Annotated in this window: 16 protein-coding genes and 1 pseudogene; 13 read left to right on the top strand and 4 right to left on the bottom strand. The window is 57.8% G+C overall.

Annotation, left to right across the window (positions count from 1 at the left end; genetic code table 11):
• Positions 1-1,554, bottom strand: coding sequence for a sugar transferase (locus tag R4P57_RS18235; RefSeq protein WP_317804216.1), 1,554 nt, complete (start codon positions 1,552-1,554; stop codon positions 1-3).
• Positions 1,555-1,732: 178 nt separating this feature from the next.
• On the opposite strand from R4P57_RS18235, the gene R4P57_RS18230 reads away from it, so the two are divergent.
• Positions 1,733-2,848, top strand: coding sequence for a cellulase family glycosylhydrolase (locus tag R4P57_RS18230; protein WP_317804215.1), 1,116 nt, complete (start codon positions 1,733-1,735; stop codon positions 2,846-2,848).
• Here R4P57_RS18230 and R4P57_RS18225 read toward each other — a convergent pair.
• A complete protein-coding gene (locus tag R4P57_RS18225; RefSeq protein ID WP_317804214.1) occupies positions 2,827-3,450 on the bottom strand; it encodes a serine acetyltransferase in 624 nt (207 codons plus the stop codon). The genes R4P57_RS18230 and R4P57_RS18225 overlap by 22 nt on opposite strands.
• 41 nt (positions 3,451-3,491) lie before the next feature.
• Positions 3,492-4,694, bottom strand: a complete 1,203-nt coding sequence (locus R4P57_RS18220) for a lipase family protein (protein WP_317804213.1) — start codon at positions 4,692-4,694, stop codon at positions 3,492-3,494.
• 93 nt (positions 4,695-4,787) lie between these two features.
• On the opposite strand from R4P57_RS18220, the gene gmd (R4P57_RS18215) reads away from it, so the two are divergent.
• From gmd (R4P57_RS18215) to R4P57_RS18165, 12 genes and pseudogenes are all read left to right on the top strand, one after another.
• Complete coding sequence (gmd, locus tag R4P57_RS18215; protein WP_317804210.1) at positions 4,788-5,810, top strand: GDP-mannose 4,6-dehydratase; 1,023 nt, start codon at positions 4,788-4,790, stop codon at positions 5,808-5,810.
• Positions 5,807-6,802 carry a GDP-L-fucose synthase gene (locus R4P57_RS18210; RefSeq protein WP_317804212.1) on the top strand — a complete coding sequence of 332 codons (996 nt, stop codon included), beginning with the start codon at positions 5,807-5,809 and terminating at the stop codon, positions 6,800-6,802. The genes gmd (R4P57_RS18215) and R4P57_RS18210 overlap by 4 nt, the downstream gene beginning before the upstream one ends.
• A gap of 107 nt (positions 6,803-6,909) precedes the next feature.
• A complete protein-coding gene (locus R4P57_RS18205; RefSeq protein WP_317804211.1) occupies positions 6,910-8,229 on the top strand; it encodes a UDP-glucose/GDP-mannose dehydrogenase family protein in 1,320 nt (439 codons plus the stop codon).
• Between the two features lie 540 nt (positions 8,230-8,769).
• Entirely contained in the window at positions 8,770-10,242 is a 1,473-nt protein-coding gene (locus tag R4P57_RS18200; protein WP_411742391.1) for a sugar transferase, read from the top strand.
• A gap of 61 nt (positions 10,243-10,303) precedes the next feature.
• The gene (gmd, locus tag R4P57_RS18195) at positions 10,304-11,326 is read left to right on the top strand and encodes a GDP-mannose 4,6-dehydratase (protein ID WP_317804210.1); all 1,023 of its coding nucleotides are present in this window, start codon (positions 10,304-10,306) and stop codon (positions 11,324-11,326) included.
• A complete protein-coding gene (locus R4P57_RS18190; protein ID WP_317804209.1) occupies positions 11,323-12,354 on the top strand; it encodes a GDP-L-fucose synthase in 1,032 nt (343 codons plus the stop codon). The genes gmd (R4P57_RS18195) and R4P57_RS18190 overlap by 4 nt, the downstream gene beginning before the upstream one ends.
• Before the next feature lie 189 nt (positions 12,355-12,543).
• Positions 12,544-13,845 carry an O-antigen ligase family protein gene (locus tag R4P57_RS18185; protein WP_317804208.1) on the top strand — a complete coding sequence of 434 codons (1,302 nt, stop codon included), beginning with the start codon at positions 12,544-12,546 and terminating at the stop codon, positions 13,843-13,845.
• A gap of 68 nt (positions 13,846-13,913) precedes the next feature.
• The gene (locus tag R4P57_RS18180) at positions 13,914-14,933 is read left to right on the top strand and encodes a glycosyltransferase (protein WP_317804207.1); all 1,020 of its coding nucleotides are present in this window, start codon (positions 13,914-13,916) and stop codon (positions 14,931-14,933) included.
• Between the two features lie 137 nt (positions 14,934-15,070).
• Positions 15,071-15,373 (top strand): annotated as a pseudogene (locus R4P57_RS26830) (glycosyltransferase); the annotation flags it as partial.
• A 288-nt stretch (positions 15,374-15,661) separates the two neighbouring features.
• Positions 15,662-16,255, top strand: a complete 594-nt coding sequence (locus R4P57_RS18175) for a glycosyltransferase family 4 protein (protein ID WP_317804206.1) — start codon at positions 15,662-15,664, stop codon at positions 16,253-16,255.
• A complete protein-coding gene (locus R4P57_RS18170; RefSeq protein WP_317804205.1) occupies positions 16,248-17,705 on the top strand; it encodes a lipopolysaccharide biosynthesis protein in 1,458 nt (485 codons plus the stop codon). Before R4P57_RS18175 ends, R4P57_RS18170 begins: the two co-directional genes overlap by 8 nt.
• Positions 17,706-18,045: 340 nt before the next feature.
• The gene (locus tag R4P57_RS18165; RefSeq protein WP_317804204.1) at positions 18,046-19,059 is read left to right on the top strand and encodes a polysaccharide pyruvyl transferase family protein; all 1,014 of its coding nucleotides are present in this window, start codon (positions 18,046-18,048) and stop codon (positions 19,057-19,059) included.
• A gap of 14 nt (positions 19,060-19,073) precedes the next feature.
• Here R4P57_RS18165 and R4P57_RS18160 read toward each other — a convergent pair whose 3' ends face one another.
• Positions 19,074-19,850, bottom strand: a complete 777-nt coding sequence (locus tag R4P57_RS18160; protein ID WP_317804203.1) for a WecB/TagA/CpsF family glycosyltransferase — start codon at positions 19,848-19,850, stop codon at positions 19,074-19,076.
• Between the last annotated feature and the right edge of the window lie 49 nt (positions 19,851-19,899).

Here is a 19,899-nt window from a genome sequence, read left to right as displayed (position 1 = left end):
TCAGTACGCGCCGTCCGATTTGAGCACCGCAGCAGCTGTTCGCCAGATGATCACGAGGTCCTGCACGACGGACCAGTTGTCGACGTAGTAGTGGTCCAAGCGAATTCGCTCAGACTCGGCTACATCGGACCGACCCGAGACTTGCCACAGCCCGGTGACACCGGGTTTGACGAGACTACGACGCTCGACGAAGTTCGCCACGGCTGCACCCTCGCCGGGCACGAGTGGCCTGGGGCCCACGATGCTCATGTCACCGGACAGTACATTGAACAGTTGAGGAAGTTCGTCGATGCTCAGCTTTCGCAGCAGCCGACCCGTCTTGGTGATCCGGCTGTCGGTGGCTGATTTGTAGAACACCGAGGCTTGCTGATCGGCGTCCTCTCGGGCACTGCCGATCGCCGAGTCTGCGTCGACCACCATCGTGCGGAGCTTCCAGATGCGGAATTTCTCGCCCTGCAGTCCCACGCGCTCCTGGCGGTAGAAGATGGGTCCTCGGTCGCCGACCTTGATCGCGACAGCGGCGATTGCCAGCAGCGGAGACAGAACGAGTAACCCGATTGAGGCGAGAACGAAGTCGAAGATCGTCTTGCTTCTCCTGGTCGCACCGTCGTACTTGGGTCGATCGACGTGCAGCAGTGGCAGATTGTCGATGGGCCGGATCTTGAGCCGGGGCCCGGCGATGTCCGCGACTCCGGGAGCGACGACCAGATCGATCCGGTGCTTGTCGAGCTTCCACGCCAGCTCACGCATCCGCTCGTAACCGAGGTGCTCGACGGCCGCGACGGCAACCGTCGTCGCGGAAGTCTTCCGGAGCGCGTCGTCGATGGCGGTTTCGTCACCGAGGATCTCGATGGTGTGGCCGTCTGCGTCGACAGTGGCCCCTGGGGCACCGATGTACCCGGGGATACACGCACCGATCACTCGATAACCAGCGTCGGCCGCGTTGTCGAAGTTGCCGGAGATTCTCTTGATCGACGTGACGTTGCCGATCACGATGACGTCGCTCAGGAAGTGCCCGGCAGACCGCTTCCTGGCGAGGTTCCGTCGCCAGTATCGGCGGCCGGCCAACAAACCGATGAGGCCGATCGGCAGCGCGATGGCCAGGTAGCCACGGGCGACGCCGGCCTGGACGAGAAGATCCGTCACGGCAACGCCACCGAACAGCCATCCGGTGGCCGAGATGACTCGCCGATACTCGTCGGCACCGTTGCCGATCAGTTGTGGGTCGCGCGACTGGACGAAACCGAGCGCGAGCAACCACACGATGCCGATCGCGGCGGAGAAAGCCGTGAAGAAGATCAGAGCGCTGAGGGTCTCGGGCGAGTCGGTTGCCGGTGTCCCGAAGCGGATCAGCTGGGCGCTGACGAGTGCAGCGACGATGACGCCGGTATCGGTCAGCAGAACCCGGCGCCGGTAGGTGCGCTGCCACTCGATCCGTTTCGCCGGAACGTAAGCTTCTTCAGAGGACGAGATCAGCTTGGGAAGGTCCGCCGAATCCGAGCGCGACTTCACCGGGTTGTAACCTGATCTGAGCTTGTCGAGGGCGACATTCATGTGCGGTCTCCATGTCTGGCAGAGCTACGAGCAGACTGAGTTGTAAAACGAGCTGGCAAGCAATGACCGAACGCGTTCCCCGAACCTTGATCATTCTTCGCAAGAACAAGCAAAAGTGTTACTGGGCACGGTCATTTGTGTCAGGTATCACCGGATAGACGAGTTGGGACGTGACTGGATGCAGGCCGCAAGACGCCGACGGTGCCGAACGTTCGTGGTGTCGATCGTGGTGGCTTCGGTGCTGTTGGCTGCGTGTTCGTCAGCCGAGGACTCCGCTGAAGAGCAGGTGAGCCCGGGTTCGACCACTGCCGCCGCTGAAGGCGGTTGCCAGCCGTCGGTCGGCGAACTCGGCCTGACAGCGGTGACTGCCTCTGATTCGAAAGATCTTCTGACGAAACAGAGTTCGCTGATTCCGCAGTACGGCTTCGGTTCGGTGAGACTGACAATTCACTGGTCTGTCATAGAGCCGTATCCCGGTGTTTACGATTGGGCTTCTACCGACGAGCAAGTCGAGGCGTTCTCTTACGCCGGACTCGACATTCTGGGCGTTGCGACCTGGGCGCCGTGGTGGGACGTCGACCCCGCAAACAGGAATGTCATGCATCCGAAGCCGTCCGATCCCGAAAGATTCTCCGAGTTCGCAAAATTGGTCGCAAACCGTTACAAAGACCGGATTCGCACGTGGGAAATATGGAATGAGCCGAATACCGGCGCAACATTCGGCCCCGCGGCCGATTTGCAGACGTACGTTCCCATGTTGAAGCGGTCGTACGAAAAGATCAAAAGTGTCGACCCGTCGATCGTGGTGATGACTGGAGGTACATCGCCGACTATCGACAACGAAACGGATTTGAGTCCGGCCAGTTTCATCAGAGGCCTCTACGAAGCCGGAGCAGGACCGTTCTTCGACGCCGTCGCGATGCATCCGTACAGTGCGCCGGATCGACTCAGCGACGCATCGGTGCAGTCGTGGAGCTCGAACACCGCGATCGCGAGGATTCGGGAAACGATGGTGGTCAACGGCGATCGTGACAAGCAGATCTGGTTCACCGAGTTCGGGGCCGCCTCCGGGACGGGCCAGGAGAGTGTCACCGAGGACGAGCAGGCCGAACTGTTGGTCGACGGCATCGACTACCTGCGGAGTTTGCCCTACTGCGGCGGCATCTTCCTGTTCGACTTCCGTGACGTCGATAGCGGCAACGCAGTGGACGAACTCAACGCAGGGCTGGTTCGGTCGGACTTCAGTCCCAAGCCCGCGCTCGATGCCGTGATTCAGGCCGGCGGATCCAACTGAGCCTTGCGGGTGGCCTTTGCTTGTTCGAGCGTCATCGCGGGCGGTGACACCATGACGGTTCCCGGTGCCACGTCGTGCAGAATCGTGGCGTTCGCGCCGATGGTCGCGTCGTTGCCGATGGTGATCGGGCCCAGCACTGCGGCACCCGCGCCGACCCGGACGTTGTCGCCGATGACCGGGCGACCCTTGGCCGTGTAGCCGATACTCACGTGCTGGTTGATCCAGCAGTTCCTGCCGATGTGCTCGGCGGTGATGATCGAGCTGAGTCCGTGTTGAATGAACAGGCCCGGACCGATGGATCCGGCCTCGAGCGTCAGGGTCGACAGTCCCGGATACAGCTTCGAGAGCAGCAGGCGCTGGATGGCTCCGATGTGTCTGATGCGGTAGTGCACAAGGGTTCTGAACTCCGGCAGTGCTCCGGCGATGTAGGCGAAGCGGCGGTAGGGATCGAGTGCGCTGATTGCCTCGACTTCGAGACAATCTGCCCATTTGGCCACGTCCGCAGCGATGTCGTCGGCTGCGCCCGCTCGCTGTACTGCCTTCCACAACGGATATGCCCAGACCGCCGCTGCGGAGGTGAGTAGAGATGTCTTGTCGGTCACCCGATCCACTGTAGGGGCAAGAGCGGTTGCCGTCGCATCGATCAGGGGCACTCGTTGGGTGCGTCCGGGCCCGAGAACCGCTCGAGCATCCACTGGTACATCTCGTCGCCGGCGTTGGCGTCGGCGTGGCCTTGACCGGCCATCTCGCGGTGCACGATTCGATCGCCGATGCGGCATCCGGCGTCGACGGCCTTCGAAACCCATGCGGGCAGAATCAGTTCGTCGTCGGATCCGTTGATGACCAGCATCGGTGCCGGTGCCCGTCGCTGGGGGAGCGAGGCCTCGGTCAGCCACTCGGTCAGTCGATCGGTTGCCTCGTCCGATGCCGGCTGTACCTGTGACGCGTCGAGTTGGGTGGAGAGCGCCGCCTTCTGGGTGTCGGGGAGTGCACACGACGTGAGGCCGGTCAGCTCGCCTGCTGCAGCGCCCCGCAGGTATTCGCTCTGGTCGAGGTCCGGGTGAACCACCGACAACCCGTCGATGATCAACGGCATGAAGGCGGTCTGTGCACCGGTCAAGGTCTCGTCTCGCGCGCCCTCGGCGAAGCCGGTGATATCGACGGCGGGGGAAGTGGACACGCTACCGACGAGGTTCAACCCGGATCCGTAGTCTGCGCTGTATTCGTTTGCAGCCCATGCCGCTTGGCCGCCCTGCGACCCGCCCACGGCCATCCACTTGTCGGAGGTGTCCGGGTATTGGTTTCGCACTGCTCGCACAGCGTCGATCATGTTGAACCCCGCGGTGCGTGGTTCGAGATACGGATGTTCCCCGGGCCAGCCCAACCCTTGGAAGTCGGTCATCGTCACTACGAATCCGGCCTCGGTGATAGCGGCAAGGGTCGGCGCGTACCCCCGAAGATCCGGGCTGAGCGACGGCCCGCAGTCCTGACCGAGTCCGGTGGTGGGGTGACCGTACGAGATGACGGGCCAACCGCCTGCAGGCGCTTCGCCGCGCGGCTTGTATACCGTGGAGGCCACTTCGGACGCTTGACCGTCGTAGGCGGACACGGACCGATAGACGACAGTGAGTGCCTCGCCGATCTTGGCGGACACCTCTGGGTCCAGGCCCTCGACGGGAGTGGATTGGACGATGGTTCCGCGCTGATCGAGCACCGAAGTAGCGATATCGGGAAGTGGGGTGTCGAGGACTGCCACCGCGCGCGGTGTCTCCTGGGAGCACCCAGCGAGCGCCAGAATGCCGACTACGGCAAGGGTTCCGACGCGACAAACAGAGGAGGCCAACATGCCATCAGGCTAGCGTGTGCTGCGATCCAGGCCGATCTAGCTTTAAGCTCAGCTAACTGACCCCTCGTCTACCTTCAGGTTGGAGCGAATTCGATGAAGCGCGCGTTGATTACCGGTATCACTGGTCAGGATGGTTCTTATCTTGCGGAACTGTTGTTGAGCAAGGGGTATGAGGTGCACGGCCTGATTCGGCGGTCGTCGTCGTTCAATACCTCTCGCTTGGAGCATTTGTATCAGGATCCGCATGAGGAGAAGGCCAAGCTGTTTCTGCATTACGGCGACTTGAGTGACGGTGCGCGTCTGGTCACCTTGCTCACCGAGATTCAGCCGGACGAGGTCTACAACCTCGGTGCGCAGTCGCACGTCCGCGTGAGTTTCGACGAACCCGAGCACACCGGTAACACCACCGGCGTCGGAGCCATCCGGTTGCTCGAAGCGGTGCGTCTTGCCGGTCTGCAGTGCCGGTTCTATCAGGCCTCGAGTTCGGAGATGTTCGGCGCGACGCCGCCGCCGCAGAACGAGGAGACTCCGTTCTATCCGCGCTCGCCGTACGGCGCAGCGAAGGTCTACGCGTACTGGGTGACCAAGAATTACCGCGAGGCGTACGGCATTTTCGCCGTCAACGGAATCCTGTTCAATCACGAATCTCCGCGCCGCGGCGAAACATTCGTCACCCGCAAGATCACGCGTGCGGTGGCCCGGATCAAGGCCGGGCTCGAGCAGAACGTGTACATGGGCAACCTCGATGCCATCCGCGACTGGGGTTACGCGCCGGAGTACGTCGAGGGCATGTGGCGGATGCTGCAGGCCGACGAGCCGGATGACTTCGTGTTGGCGACCGGCGGCAACTTCTCGGTCAAGGATTTCCTCGTCGTTGCGTTCGAGCGGGCGGGGTTGGATTGGGAGAAGCACGTCAAGTTCGACGAGCGCTACCTGCGTCCCACCGAGGTGGATGCTCTGGTCGGTGATGCCAGCAAGGCCGAAGCCAAGCTCGGGTGGAAAGCCAAGGTGCACACCCCCGAGCTCGCGAAGATCATGGTCGATGCCGATATCGCGGCGCTCGAGCACGAGGGTCGTCCGTGGATCGACCGCCCGTCGCTGCCGGATTGGGCATGAGCACCGTGGGGACAGAAGGATCGGAGGTCTCCGGTTACACGCCCGGTCCGCTCGATCGTGATGCGCCCTTGTATGTGGCCGGGCACCGAGGTCTTGTGGGCTCCGCGATCTGGCGGCAGCTCGAGGACTCGGGTTTCAGCGACCTGATCGGTCGGTCGTCGTCGGAGTTGGATCTCAAGGATCGTGATGCGGTGTTCGCGTTCTTCGAGGAGTCCAAGCCGAGGACGGTGGTGTTGGCGGCGGCCAAAGTAGGTGGAATTTTGGCGAACAGTACGTATCCGGTGGATTTCCTGTCGGACAATCTTCGTATTCAGGTGAACGTGCTCGATGCGGCGTTGGCTCAGAACGTCGAGCGGGTGCTCTTTCTCGGGTCCTCGTGCATCTATCCGAAGTTGGCTCCGCAGCCGATCAAGGAGGAGTACCTGCTCACGGGTCATCTCGAGCCGACGAACGATGCGTATGCCATCGCGAAGATCGCCGGTATCTTGCAGATCCAGTCGGTGCGTAAGCAGTACGGGTTGCCGTGGATTTCGGCGATGCCGACGAATCTCTACGGCCCGGGCGACAATTTCTCCCCGAAAGGCTCACACGTCCTGCCGGCGCTGATCCGTCGCTACGACGAGGCTCGCCGCGACGGTATCGACACGGTGACCAACTGGGGAAGCGGCTCTCCGCGGCGTGAGTTCTTGCATGTCGACGATATGGCAGCTGCATGCATCCACTTGCTCGAGCATTACGACGGTCCGGATCAGGTGAACGTCGGTACCGGTGAGGATGCGACGATCAAGGAGATCGCCGAGATCGTGGCCTCTGCAGTCGGATTCGAAGGTGAGACCGAGTGGGACATCTCCAAACCGGATGGGACACCGCAGAAGCTGCTCGATGTGAACAAGCTGCGGGACGCGGGATGGACGCCGGAAATTGACCTGCAGGCCGGGATCGAATCCACGGTCGAGTGGTACCGGGAACACATCGGGACTCTGCGAACCTGACGTTTCCTTTGCACGTGTGATCGGTGTGCTCGGTACACGGATGTACGAATGGGTGCCTACTATTTCTACCGTCGAGGCCAGTCAACATATCGTCGGGGGATACAAGCGTGCGAATTACAGTTTTCGGTACGGGCTATCTCGGTGCCACTCATGCCGCGTGCATGGCCGAGCTCGGTCATGAGGTGCTCGGTGTCGACGTGGACCCCGCCAAGCTCGCGAAACTCGAAGCCGGTCAGGTCCCGTTCTGGGAGCCCGGCCTCGAGGAGGTGCTGCAACGCAATATCGCGGCTGGCCGTCTTCGCTTCACTGCGTCGTATCAGGAAGCCGCGGACTTCGCGGAGGTTCACTTTCTCGGTGTCGGTACTCCCCAGAAGAAGGGTGAGTTCGCGGCCGACATGAAGTTCGTCGACTCGGTGATCGAGACGCTGGCTCCGCTGCTGACCAAGCCCGCCGTGATCTTCGGAAAGTCGACCGTGCCGGTCGGAACGGCCGAGCGGCTCGGCCGGATGGCTCGCGAACTCGCACCTGCCGGAGACGGCGTGGAGGTCGCGTGGAACCCGGAGTTCCTCCGGGAGGGCTACGCCGTCAAAGACACGCTGCACCCCGATCGCCTGGTGCTCGGCGTCGATCGTGACCGTCCGGGCCGCGCAGAGGGACTCGCCCGCGAGGTCTACGCGCAGCTGCTCGACGAGAAGATCCCGTTCCTGGTCACCGATTTGGCCACGGCGGAGCTGGTCAAGGCCTCCGCCAACGCCTTCTTGGCCACCAAGATCTCCTTCATCAATGCCATCGCGGAAGTGTGCGAGGCTGCGGGTGCCGACGTCACCGTGCTCGCCGACGCTATCGGCCACGACGAGCGCATCGGCCGCAAGTTCCTCAATGCCGGCATCGGCTTCGGTGGTGGCTGCCTGCCCAAGGACATTCGCGCATTCATGGCTCGGGCGGGCGAGCTCGGTGCCGACCAGGCGCTGACGTTCTTGCGCGAGGTCGACAACATCAACATGCGACGCCGCACGCGCATGGTCGAGTTGGCGCGCGAGGCCTGCGGATCGTTGCTCGGTGCCCGGGTTGCCGTTCTGGGTGCCGCATTCAAACCCGACTCGGACGATGTCCGCGACTCACCGGCTCTGAACGTGGCCGGGCAGATCCAACTGCAGGGTGCCGCAGTCAACGTGTACGACCCCAAGGCCATGGAGAACTCGCGAGCACTGTTCCCCACCCTTACCTACAGCAGTACGGCACTGGAGGCCTGCGAGGGTGCGGATGTGGTGTTGGTGCTCACCGAGTGGAAGGAGTTCAAGGCTCTGGAACCGGGGGCGTTGGACTCTGTCGTGCGGAAGAAGACGTTGATCGACGGTCGAAACTGTCTGGACCCGGAGCAGTGGCGAGCGGCGGGGTGGAACTACCGCGGGTTGGGTCGTCCCTAGTATTCGCCATCTTCGGCGGAGACCATTCGACTGAATGATTCTTATTATCCCGTAGATGCCTGTTACCTAAAGTTACTAAATTGATCGCTGCCATCCAGTCTTTCTCGGGCGTCCAACTTGCTATCCGCTCTGGTGCAGGCATTTGTACTGTTTTCACGCCTGGATTATCTGCCGGGATGGTTATATTGCCTCAAATTTGATCATCATGGCTGTGATTGCTCACGTATCGTTCCCGATGTTGTTGCTGCTCAACAAAATTGGGCCATAAGATCGTACCGCTCGTTCGAGTTCCTCATTCGAATCGACCGGCTACCCACCGTGTGGTACACAGCTAAAGCGACGTTATCCACTTGTGATCCACGCCGCTCGCGTGGTGATTCGGCTGGCAGCGTGGAATCATTCGATTCGATACATACCCAATTCGAGACTGGTTGCAGCGTGGATTGGTCTGGATCGAAGAATTTTTCGCTCACCTACGGTGCGCGCTCGAATGCAGAGGAGGGGGAGCACGTGGCATATGTCGGGGCGGCACAGCGCTCTCTGTGGGGTTCTCCGCGTCGAACCGACGCGGTAGCGGTTCGAAGGCTGACGTCGCGCCATGTGTGGGAGGGGCGATACATCAAAAGACTGCGTGTCACCGACGTCGTTGCCGTCGCTGCCTCGGTTGCTCTGGCCCAAATCGTGCGATTCGGGGATGCCGGCTTGGTGTCGACGATGACGTACACGGGCGTATCCGTCGTCATCGCCGGAGTCTGGATCGCGTTTCTCGCCGTCTTCCGAACGAGGTCCCCGCGAGTAATCGGTAACGGGGCTGAGGAGTACCGACGCATCGTGTCGGCCACCTTCCGCCTGTTCGGTGTCATTGCGATTGCTTCCTTGCTGTTTCGAATCGACTTCGCGCGTCTCTACCTCGCTATTGCGTTGCCCGTCGGACTCATGGCTCTGCTGCTGAGCCGGTGGATCTGGCGGAAGGTTGTCGCACAACTCCGTAGCAAGGGCGAGTACAAGACCTCGGTTTTGATCGTGGGCAGTCGCTCGGCGGCAGTCTCGATGGCGCAGTCCTTCGAGAAGTCCCCCTCCGCGGGCTACGCGGTGGTCGGCATCTGTATGCCCGGCTGCGAGGCCCCACGTGACGGAGTTGTCAGTGTCGAAGGATCGGACATCCCGGTTCTCGGCGATGAACACGACGTCCTTTCCGCGATCGAAGAGTGCGGTGCCGACACTGTTGCCGTGACGGCCACGGAACATCTCGGGCACAAAGGAATACGGAAGATGATCTGGGACCTGGAGAAGAAGGATGTCGACCTGGTTGTCGCGCCGGGTGTTGTCGACGTCGCCGGGCCGCGCCTGGTGATGCGTCCCGTCGCGGGCTTCCCGTTGATCCACGTGGAGAAGCCTCAGTACAACGGTGCGACGCGCTTCAGCAAGACGGCGTTCGATCTGGCCTTTGCTGCCTTCGTCCTGGCGTTGATCTCACCGATCCTGCTGGCCGTGGCCATCGCTGTGAAGGCAACGAGCCGCGGCCCCGTGTTCTACACATCCGAGCGGATGGGCATCGACGGCAAGCCGTTCTCGATGATCAAGTTCCGCAGCATGACTGTCGATGCGGACAAGCAGGTTTCGAACCTCCTCGATCGGAACGAGGGTGCCGGCGGGGTTCTGTTCAAGATGCGCGACGATCCGCGGGTGACGCCAGTCGGCAAGGTCCTGCGCCGCCTCAGCCTCGATGAGCTGCCACAGTTCCTGAACGTGCTCAGGCGGGAAATGAGTGTGGTGGGTCCGAGGCCACCGCTGCGCCGCGAGGTCGAGACCTACAACGGTGAGGTTCGTCGGCGACTGCTGGTCAAGCCGGGAGTCACGGGCCTGTGGCAGGTGAGTGGACGATCCGACTTGTCGTGGGAGGAGACTGTGCGACTGGATCTTTCGTATGTCGAGAACTGGTCGATGGTGGGAGACCTGCTGATCATTGCCAAGACCATGAAGGCAGTCGCTGGAAGCGACGGGGCGTACTGAGCTACATGTCCAATTTCATTGAAACGACGGCTCCGTGCCGGGTCTTAGAGGAGTGGACACGATGAAGCGTGCGTTGATAACTGGCATCACTGGTCAGGATGGTTCTTATCTTGCGGAACTGTTGTTGAGCAAGGGGTATGAGGTGCACGGCCTGATTCGGCGGTCGTCGTCGTTCAATACCTCTCGCTTGGAGCATTTGTATCAGGATCCGCATGAGGAGAAGGCCAAGCTGTTTCTGCATTACGGCGACTTGAGTGACGGTGCGCGTCTGGTCACCTTGCTCACCGAGATTCAGCCGGACGAGGTCTACAACCTCGGTGCGCAGTCGCACGTCCGCGTGAGTTTCGACGAACCCGAGCACACCGGTAACACCACCGGCGTCGGAGCCATCCGGTTGCTCGAAGCGGTGCGTCTTGCCGGTCTGCAGTGCCGGTTCTATCAGGCCTCGAGTTCGGAGATGTTCGGCGCGACGCCGCCGCCGCAGAACGAGGAGACTCCGTTCTATCCGCGCTCGCCGTACGGCGCAGCGAAGGTCTACGCGTACTGGGTGACCAAGAATTACCGCGAGGCGTACGGCATTTTCGCCGTCAACGGAATCCTGTTCAATCACGAATCTCCGCGCCGCGGCGAAACATTCGTCACCCGCAAGATCACGCGTGCGGTGGCCCGGATCAAGGCCGGGCTCGAGCAGAACGTGTACATGGGCAACCTCGATGCCATCCGCGACTGGGGTTACGCGCCGGAGTACGTCGAGGGCATGTGGCGGATGCTGCAGGCCGACGAGCCGGATGACTTCGTGTTGGCGACCGGCGGCAACTTCTCGGTCAAGGATTTCCTCGTCGTTGCGTTCGAGCGGGCGGGGTTGGATTGGGAGAAGCACGTCAAGTTCGACGAGCGCTACCTGCGTCCCACCGAGGTGGATGCTCTGGTCGGTGATGCCAGCAAGGCCGAAGCCAAGCTCGGGTGGAAAGCCAAGGTGCACACCCCCGAGCTCGCGAAGATCATGGTCGATGCCGATATCGCGGCGCTCGAGCACGAGGGTCGTCCGTGGATCGACCGCCCGTCGCTGCCGGATTGGGCATGAGCACCGTGGGGACAGAAGGATCGGAGGTCTCCGGTTACACGCCCGGTCCGCTCGATCGTGATGCGCCCTTGTATGTGGCCGGGCACCGAGGTCTTGTGGGCTCCGCGATCTGGCGGCAGCTCGAGGACTCGGGTTTCAGCGACCTGATCGGTCGGTCGTCGTCGGAGTTGGATCTCAAGGATCGTGATGCGGTGTTCGCGTTCTTCGAGGAGTCCAAGCCGAGGACGGTGGTGTTGGCGGCGGCCAAAGTAGGTGGAATTTTGGCGAACAGTACGTATCCGGTGGATTTCCTGTCGGACAATCTTCGTATTCAGGTGAACGTGCTCGATGCGGCGTTGGCTCAGAACGTCGAGCGGGTGCTCTTTCTCGGGTCCTCGTGCATCTATCCGAAGTTGGCTCCGCAGCCGATCAAGGAGGAGTACCTGCTCACGGGTCATCTCGAGCCGACGAACGATGCGTATGCCATCGCGAAGATCGCCGGTATCTTGCAGATCCAGTCGGTGCGTAAGCAGTACGGGTTGCCGTGGATTTCGGCGATGCCGACGAATCTCTACGGCCCGGGCGACAATTTCTCCCCGAAAGGCTCACACGTCCTGCCGGCGCTGATCCGTCGCTACGACGAGGCTCGCCGCGACGGTATCGACACGGTGACCAACTGGGGAAGCGGCTCTCCGCGGCGTGAGTTCTTGCATGTCGACGATATGGCAGCTGCATGCATCCACTTGCTCGAGCATTACGACGGTCCGGATCAGGTGAACGTCGGTACCGGTGAGGATGCGACGATCAAGGAGATCGCCGAGATCGTGGCCTCTGCAGTCGGATTCGAAGGTGAGACCGAGTGGGACATCTCCAAACCGGATGGGACACCGCAGAAGCTGCTCGATGTGAACAAGCTGCGGGACGCGGGATGGACGCCGGAAATTGACCTCGAGGAGGGGGTCGCTTCCACAGTGGATTGGTTCCGAAAGCATGCCGATTCATTGAGGACCAGCCCAAGGCAATCATCACCACCTCGCGAATTGGGCTGAAGAAGGGGCTTCGGGACACACCCACGAGCTCAACCTATGCAGCGACTCCAACGTATCGAATCGAACAGCAAAAGTGAGTCCCGACCGAGGCGGAATAAGTTGATATCGACAACGGCGAAGGCATTAACCAGTGGGACCGTAGCGGAAAGCAGACTGCTCGGAGCCAAGCTTATGATTATTGGCCCCTTGATGGCTGTAGCCCTCGGCCGCTGGGGAAGCTACCTTAAGTTGCCGGGCGGCCCTTTCTACCTGCCTGATATTGCGGTGGGATTGGGTGTGCTGCTTTACGTCATTGGCGGAACGAAATCTATTGACGAAACAAATAAAAGTCACTTCAACCGACTGCCTACGTCAGCGTTCGCACAACACCTCGTAATTTGTGCCTCACTGCTTTCCGTTCTGTGCATCGCCATCGGAGCAGCTATTGGAGGCGGCGCGAACATTCTTGCAATCCGGGACGCGATGCCGTTTGTCTATTTTGCAGCAATACCCTTATTTATCCGCGCGATATGCACACTCGGTTCGAAACTCGTATTTCGATATTTGTGTACTGCCGTGATCCTTCATACGATCTGGATCGTTCCGGCTAAGATCGGACTGTTGACGCCAATCGCAATCCCACTCATTGGCGGGGTGCCCGCGTTCACAACGCGGAATGATTTCGATATGCTCATTTGTGGCTTAGCCATCGCCGTGATCGCTTGCGCGTCGCATCTCAGAAATTCACTTAAAGTGTTGTTAATAGTGGGGAATTTGACAGCCATTACCTTCAGCGGGAGTAGGGCGGGGATGATAGCTGGCATCGTTGCCGTGAGCATAATATTTATCAGCATAAAGCCGTTTGGCGATAGACTGAGGGGCCCAATTCGTTTAGCTTCAGCATGTGCGGTACTTTCGATTGTCATCCCCTTGTTCGTGATCTTCAAAGATAATCCACCGTCTTGGGCGGTAGGGCTGCAAAAACTGCTTCCGAACGACAGTGACACGTACGCCTCTGGTCAGAATACCTGGAATGCCAGACTTTATGCCTGGGAAAGACTAATAAACTACACAAACTCTGACGATGAGCGTCGAGTGTTTGGCTCCGGCTTCGGTGTCAATCCAGTTCGCGACAGTGGTGCGTTGGAATTTTTGTCGGGCGATCCACAAGTTCGTGCTGCTCATAACTTCCTGATTACTTGGTATGCATTTCTTGGCATTGCCGGCGCTGTCGCTGTGGCGGCCATAGTTGTTCTTCTTATAGCCGCCAGCTTTTCATCACCTAGGACACCTGGGCAATTTACCGATATTGGACGTGCGTGCAGCATTGGAGTGCTTCTTACGGCCCTAGGAGGCGTAATTCTCGAGTCGCCGTTTGGTTACATGACCTTCACCTTGAGCGTGGCGATGGCAATTGCACGTCCAAGTGAGGGTGGGCAGATTGGAAGACAGATGATAGTTGAAGGCGCAAAGGATAGCGGCCGGTTATATGAAAAAGGCGGAACGATATGACCAAAAGAATGCTCATAGTGTCACCTCAAATCGATGACAACTCAACCGGTCGAACATACGCTCTCTGGATGCTGGCAAAGAGCAAAGGTTGGGACGTAACAGTCTTGTCGTACTTTGGGAGCGAGGTTTGGGCACCGCTTCGTAACAGTGAGTTCGAGCGCGCGTGCGAAATTCGAGAGCTCAGCTCGTATCGAGCAAGGGTAAAAGATCTGGTGTCAGAGGTCAGAAAATTCGACTTAGTTTTAGCTGTGAAACCACTTCCGAAGTCACTCGGTCTAGTGCTAGCCGCACGAAAGAGGCAGGCTTTTAGCCTTCTTCTGGATATTGACGATCCGGATCTCGACGCGCGACTTGATTTGGATCCTCTGTGGCGGGCATTCCTATGGAGATTAAGGTTCTTCTTCTTCTGGATTCGCACTAGAAATCTCAGATCGAACAAAAACATACAAAGAATAGTGAGTAACCCGACGCTTCAAGAACAATATGGGGGTCTGCTGGTTCCTCATGCGCGACGCGACAACGGACCGGGCAAGGAAAATGTAAGCACTAATCCGACAGTTACTTTTGTCGGAACTCCGCGCAATCACAAAGGCATCGACCTCTTACGCAAGGCGGTCACACAACTCGCAGAGCAGGGATTCCGGCTTAAGGTGACAGCGTCAGCGCCATCTGACGCCAGGCCGTGGGAAGACTGGATAGGAACGTCTTCATTAGAGGAAGGTCTAAAAATCGTCGCTGACGCCGACATTGTCGTAATTCCGTCGCGCCGGACCAAAGATTCTCTTGGTCAGCTTCCAGTCAAGTTAGTGGATGCAATGATGGCGGGCCGTGCAGTCATCGTGAGCAATGTCGAGCCAATGCCTTGGGCTGTGGGGTCAAGGGGCGCAATCTTTCGAGACGGCGACCTAGACGGCCTCATTATTCTACTTAAGGAAATGGCTGATCCAGAAAAGCGAAACCAAAACGGCGATCACATGCGTGCACGTGCCCTGGAGATCTTCGAGTTCCGCAGCCTCGCGAATGCCTTCGATGAAGCTTGCGAACTAGCTCTCAAAGATCCAGAATTGATGCGAAGCAGAGTGCAGTAACTATTTCCGGTACCCGCGACAACTGAAAGAATTGACCCGATGATCGTCCCACTGAACCCGGCACTGCAAAGCAATGACCATATTCGGCTGCAACTGAATCCACTTCTTCGTTCGGTTGGTCGAATTTGAAAATACTAATGATTTTTAACGATTACCTGCAGGCTGGCGGTGAGCGGCAATCGGTTGCGAGTGAAGTTCGGGCGTTAAGATCTGCGGGACATAATGTGAATTTGCTGACTGTGAACAACGAGTCCCTGTCGGACCTGAACTCGTTTGGCAGAATGAAGGCCATTGTCTCGAACAAGACCGTTATGCAGCAGCTCGATCAGGCTATTGTAAAATTTGGGCCCGACATTGTCCATGCCGAGAATCTCTTCCCGCAGCTCGGTGGAGCAGCCATCGACGCTCTTCGTTTGGCGGGTGTGCCTTGGGTTCGCACCATAAGGAACTATCGGAAAGGCTGCTTAGCTGGAACGTTTGCTCGAGACGGACATGGTTGCACTTTATGTTCCGGAACGGAGCTGTCGCTGCCCGGAATTAAGCACGCATGTTACAGAGGTAGCCGTTCAGCGTCCCTTGGAGCTAGTGCTTCACGGTTGATCGACTCGCGTGCAGAAAGTCGCTATCCGCCCGGTTCATATATATCAGTTAGTCGATTCGTTGCGGGTAACATCGAAAGCGATTTGGTCGATGGCGTGCCAAACCATGCTATTCACAATGCGATCTCGGTGCCCGAAGACGTAAAAGCCCGGTCAATACAAGCGAGGACATTTGATTTGTGCTTCGTGGGACGACTTGAGGAGGAAAAGGGCGTCCGTATCGCCCTAGATGTAGCCGAATCTATGAATGTTGCAGCAGTTGTCATCGGTGATGGAAGCCTACGTTCCGAGGTGCAGGAACGGTCTCGCAAGTCAGACGGCCAAATCAGATACATGGGAGCCTTGAGCTACGTCGATACCATGAGAACCTTGGCCGACACCAAGCTAGTACTGGTACCGTCGGCCTGGGACGAACCCTTCGGGCGAGTTGCGGCAGAGGCGCTAGCGGTGGGAGCCCTCCCGCTAGTCTCAAATAGAGGAGGCTTGCCCGAGATCGTTGCAGGCCTAGATTACAGTGCGGTAGTCGACACCTTTTCTACGGACGCATGGATACTCGCCGCCTCGAGTCTACTATCGGTAGGCGATGCGGACATGGAAATCCTCTCGCATTCCGCGATTGGACACTGGAAGGCGTTATTCTCCGAAGAAGCATTGGCTGCAAAACTGGTGGAAGTATATCGAGTAGTGACTGGTAAGTCTTCGGTAGGGAAGACTTATGAATGAGACCAGAGCTTTGGCGCGTGCCGGTGCTCGCGGAGGCGTCGTCACAGTAGTCGCGCAAGTAGTATCCATCTCGATCCGCATTGTCGGTCTCGTAATACTGGCACGTTTGCTGGCACCATCAATCTTTGGCCTGGCTGCCATCGCAGTATCGATAAGTTCATTCGCGTCAGCAATCATATTTCTTGGTCTGCCGATGGCGACCGCACAGGCGAAAAGCCTATCAAACAAAGCGCAGTCATTTCTGTTTTGGATCAATTCCATTCTAGGCATGGTTACTGCCGTTGTCATGCTTGTATTGGCACCTGCGTTAGCGCGTCTTTATGATAACCAAGAGATTTCGGTACTTGTTCAATGGCTCGCTCTCGTTCCTCTGCTTAGCGGAATTCAATCACAGTTTAGGCTAAGATTGGTTCGTAAGCTTAAATTTAATGCGCTCGCGATAAGTGAGGTTGTCGCTCAGGCCACGTCTACAACAGTTGCCATTTGTTTGGCTCTATCGGGGTTTGGAATTGAGGCACTGGTAGCTCAGGGTGTGATTATGTCAGCAGTGCAACTCTTATTTGTGCTAGCAGTTTCGCGCTGGATTCCAGGGCGGCCTGGTGACTGGGCGCGCGAGGTTCGTCCAATTCTTGAAGTTGGTTTGAGGATCTTCGGTTCTAACGTACTTCGGGACGGCTCGAGATCGGCGTTGATTCCGATCATGGGCCTCAGTTTCTCTCCGAACCTACTGGGAAATTACGACCGAGCGCAACAGTTGTCAATTGTTCCGATCACTGCGACCGTTGACAACCTACAGCGCGTCGTAGTGCCTATTCTGTCTCGATTGCGTGATGATAAAGAGCAAGTCGAAGCGTTCTATCGTCGAGGCCAACTGGTGATCTTGTACTCTACAGGCGCACTCTTTTCCTACCTCGCCGCAACCTCGCCTATCTTTGTTGTTACGCTCCTTGGTGACGATTGGCGTGCGGCCGGCACCGTGTTGCAGGTTCTTTGTATAGGAGCAATATTTCGCTCGCTCGGACACGCAAGTCAATGGCTATTCATCGCTTGCGGCGCGACTGGAGCTTCGCTTAGGTTGAGCCTGATTGCGCAGCCTACGATTTTGCTGATATCCCTTTCGGGAATACCATGGGGTATAGTCGGAGTAGCGGTGGCAAACTCGCTCGGATGGCTTTTCTATTGGCCGGTATCTGCTGTTGTGGCGACATCGGCGGCAGGTTTACCGAAGAAGGCAATTTTGTACGACGGGCTCCGCGGGATTCTTTTGTTCTGCGTACCAATCGGCCTGGTCTCTTTAGGGATTACTTTGGTTCCTTGGTCTACATTGTATGTGTTGACTTCATCGTTGCTGGGGTTCATAGTAGTCGCCGTTTTACTGGCTTGGATTATTCCTCAGGTAAGAAGGGATATTCTGTCAATTGTGTCCGCAATGAGGATGGCCTATCGATAGACGCTCGGTCGAGTTGTCGACGAATATCCGCGATCGAGACTGAATCCGAGAGCCTGATCTGTAAGAGAAGAGGATTGACATGTCAAGTAGCGAACGTAGCGTTGGCCTTATAGGTGCCTATGAACGAGACAATTTTGGAGATGTTCTTTTCCTGGAAGTCAGTCGTCGGTATCTTGGTTCTACAAGGTCTGTCGCCCTCTCCCCGTTTTCTAGTTCTGCAACTAGCGGCGGACCGCATCCCACGGACCGGTATGCCGACGTTGCGGGGGAGGGAAGGCTATCGTCGGTTTTGGTGGTTGGAGGGGAGGTAGGGGGTACGTCAGCGGCGTCGGCGCTGCGAATGTCTGCATCGGTTGACAAGCTTGCCGTATGGCAGAAGTTGTCCTTCAAGGAAAAAAAGAAAATGCTTGAAGACGAATTTGGACTACCGATCTCCGCTTCACCCTACTTACCGCGTATGTCTAATACATCCGGTACTTTTGCAGTACCGTACGCCATCAATTCAGCTGGTTTAAGTGGGCTACAGAACCTTATCGGTTCGCGTCGAGTCGAAGCATGGACTTCTGTCCGGGAGGCATGTTTCGTTTCCGTACGTGATCGTGGCTCAAGCCAAACGTTGCGTAAGGCTGGAGTTGAGCACACGCTGGCACCCGATCTTGTTCATACACTTCGAGATGACCCCGATTTTCGGCCTGACGCTCAACCGGATCTTGCTCTGATTCAGGTAAAGGGTGCGGTTCTTCGGCGGATTGGTACTCATCGATTCGCTCAAATTCTTAGTGAATCCAAGTCGTTGAAGCCCTATAGGTTAAGGCTATTCGCCGCGGGATACGCTACTGGACATGATTCGTATGATCTTTATGAAGAGGTCGTGCAGCATTTCGCGTCGATGAATACTTCTCGTGATATTTCTATGCCACTAAACGGGACTGCACTAGAGAAGGCCCAAGAAATTGCTGGTTGTGGACTGTGGATTGGCACTTCGCTTCACGGTTGGATCATTTCTTCCAGCTTTAATCGAGCGAGGGTAGCGGTTGAGCTTGAGAAGATCGTGCGATATTCCAACAGCTGGGAAGATCCCATGCCAGCTGGAGTGCAGGTGGTAGACATTGAGGTTGCCATACAAGATGCAATCGCGAAAGAGCGCAGGGGTGATTCTGCCGAGTTTCGGCGGTCAGAGTCGATCGCAAAGATGGCAGATGCATCGGTCCGTAGTGCCTTGTCTCGGCTTGCTTCCGACGTGCCGAAGGGTGAAGTTGAGAGACGGTCGGAAACTCATCAAAAATTGCTGGCGCGCAGTAAAAATCCGTTGCACGCTGTTCTCGACAGCTTTGATTTCCGACGGTCAAACTAGAGTCTCTGCAGAAGTTATTCGTTTCGTTGACCAGCCTGGGGCTGCTTGGAGTGCTTTGCGGCGGAGTATAGGAATCGAATGTTGCCGAATATGTAGCGGCGCCACAACCGCTTCGGTTCGGTTGTGAGTCTGTAGAGCCACTCAAGGTTGATTCGCTGGATCCACCTTGGAGCTTCTTTTGCGCTGCCTGCGGTGAAGTCGAAAGCTGCCCCAACCGCGATGCAGACGGCACCGGTTCTTCGCGCTAGTTCTTGTGCAACGAAATCTTGTTTGGGAGTTCCCAATGCCACCCAGATAATGTCTTGGTCACGCTTATCAAGCACGGAAAGGCATTTGGCATAAAAATCTTCGTCGATTTGCGCAAATGGTGGGGAGTATGTTCCTGACACGTTTAACGCCGGATATTGTTCTGCTATGACTGTGTATAATTTTTTGAGTGTAGAATCGGTGGAGCCTAGAAAGAAATGCCGCGCCGAGTGGTACTGACCCTTTTCTAGGGCCATCTTGAAGAGCGACGGTCCTCGCACCTGTTCTGCGTGTGGATTTTTGCGGCGCATAAGCCATGCGACGGGCGCTCCGTCGGGGAAATTGAGGCCGGGTCCGTTAAGCAGCGCTTCGTAGTGCGCGTCTTGAGAAGCAAGTGCTACACAGTAGGCATTAGACAGTCGAATTGAAATTGTCTGCTTGGTGTCCACGTAGTAATAGATCTCAGAGACGGCGGAGTGTACTGTTGAGACGCGAAATGGTATCTTGCCAACTTTAACGAGCGGATTGTTATTATTTCGTGTCATGCCGTACCCCTGACTAATGTGCGCGGCCGTTTCCGCCTCTGAACGATCT

This window comes from Rhodococcus sp. IEGM 1330 (assembly GCF_033142445.1).
Taxonomy (GTDB): domain Bacteria; phylum Actinomycetota; class Actinomycetes; order Mycobacteriales; family Mycobacteriaceae; genus Rhodococcoides.
Note: the sequence above shows the minus strand (reverse complement) of the source record. Positions and strands in the feature narration are given on the sequence as shown.

Coding starts and splice junctions, on each gene's coding strand:
- R4P57_RS18235 (WP_317804216.1), bottom strand. CDS start 1,554: ATGAATGTCGCCCTCGACAAGCTCAGATCAGGTTACAACCCGGTGAAG.
- R4P57_RS18230 (WP_317804215.1), top strand. CDS start 1,733: ATGCAGGCCGCAAGACGCCGACGGTGCCGAACGTTCGTGGTGTCGATC.
- R4P57_RS18220 (WP_317804213.1), bottom strand. CDS start 4,694: ATGTTGGCCTCCTCTGTTTGTCGCGTCGGAACCCTTGCCGTAGTCGGC.
- gmd (WP_317804210.1), top strand. CDS start 4,788: ATGAAGCGCGCGTTGATTACCGGTATCACTGGTCAGGATGGTTCTTAT.
- R4P57_RS18210 (WP_317804212.1), top strand. CDS start 5,807: ATGAGCACCGTGGGGACAGAAGGATCGGAGGTCTCCGGTTACACGCCC.
- gmd (WP_317804210.1), top strand. CDS start 10,304: ATGAAGCGTGCGTTGATAACTGGCATCACTGGTCAGGATGGTTCTTAT.
- R4P57_RS18190 (WP_317804209.1), top strand. CDS start 11,323: ATGAGCACCGTGGGGACAGAAGGATCGGAGGTCTCCGGTTACACGCCC.
- R4P57_RS18185 (WP_317804208.1), top strand. CDS start 12,544: ATGGCTGTAGCCCTCGGCCGCTGGGGAAGCTACCTTAAGTTGCCGGGC.
- R4P57_RS18180 (WP_317804207.1), top strand. CDS start 13,914: ATGCTGGCAAAGAGCAAAGGTTGGGACGTAACAGTCTTGTCGTACTTT.
- R4P57_RS18170 (WP_317804205.1), top strand. CDS start 16,248: ATGAATGAGACCAGAGCTTTGGCGCGTGCCGGTGCTCGCGGAGGCGTC.
- R4P57_RS18165 (WP_317804204.1), top strand. CDS start 18,046: ATGTCTGCATCGGTTGACAAGCTTGCCGTATGGCAGAAGTTGTCCTTC.
- R4P57_RS18160 (WP_317804203.1), bottom strand. CDS start 19,850: ATGACACGAAATAATAACAATCCGCTCGTTAAAGTTGGCAAGATACCA.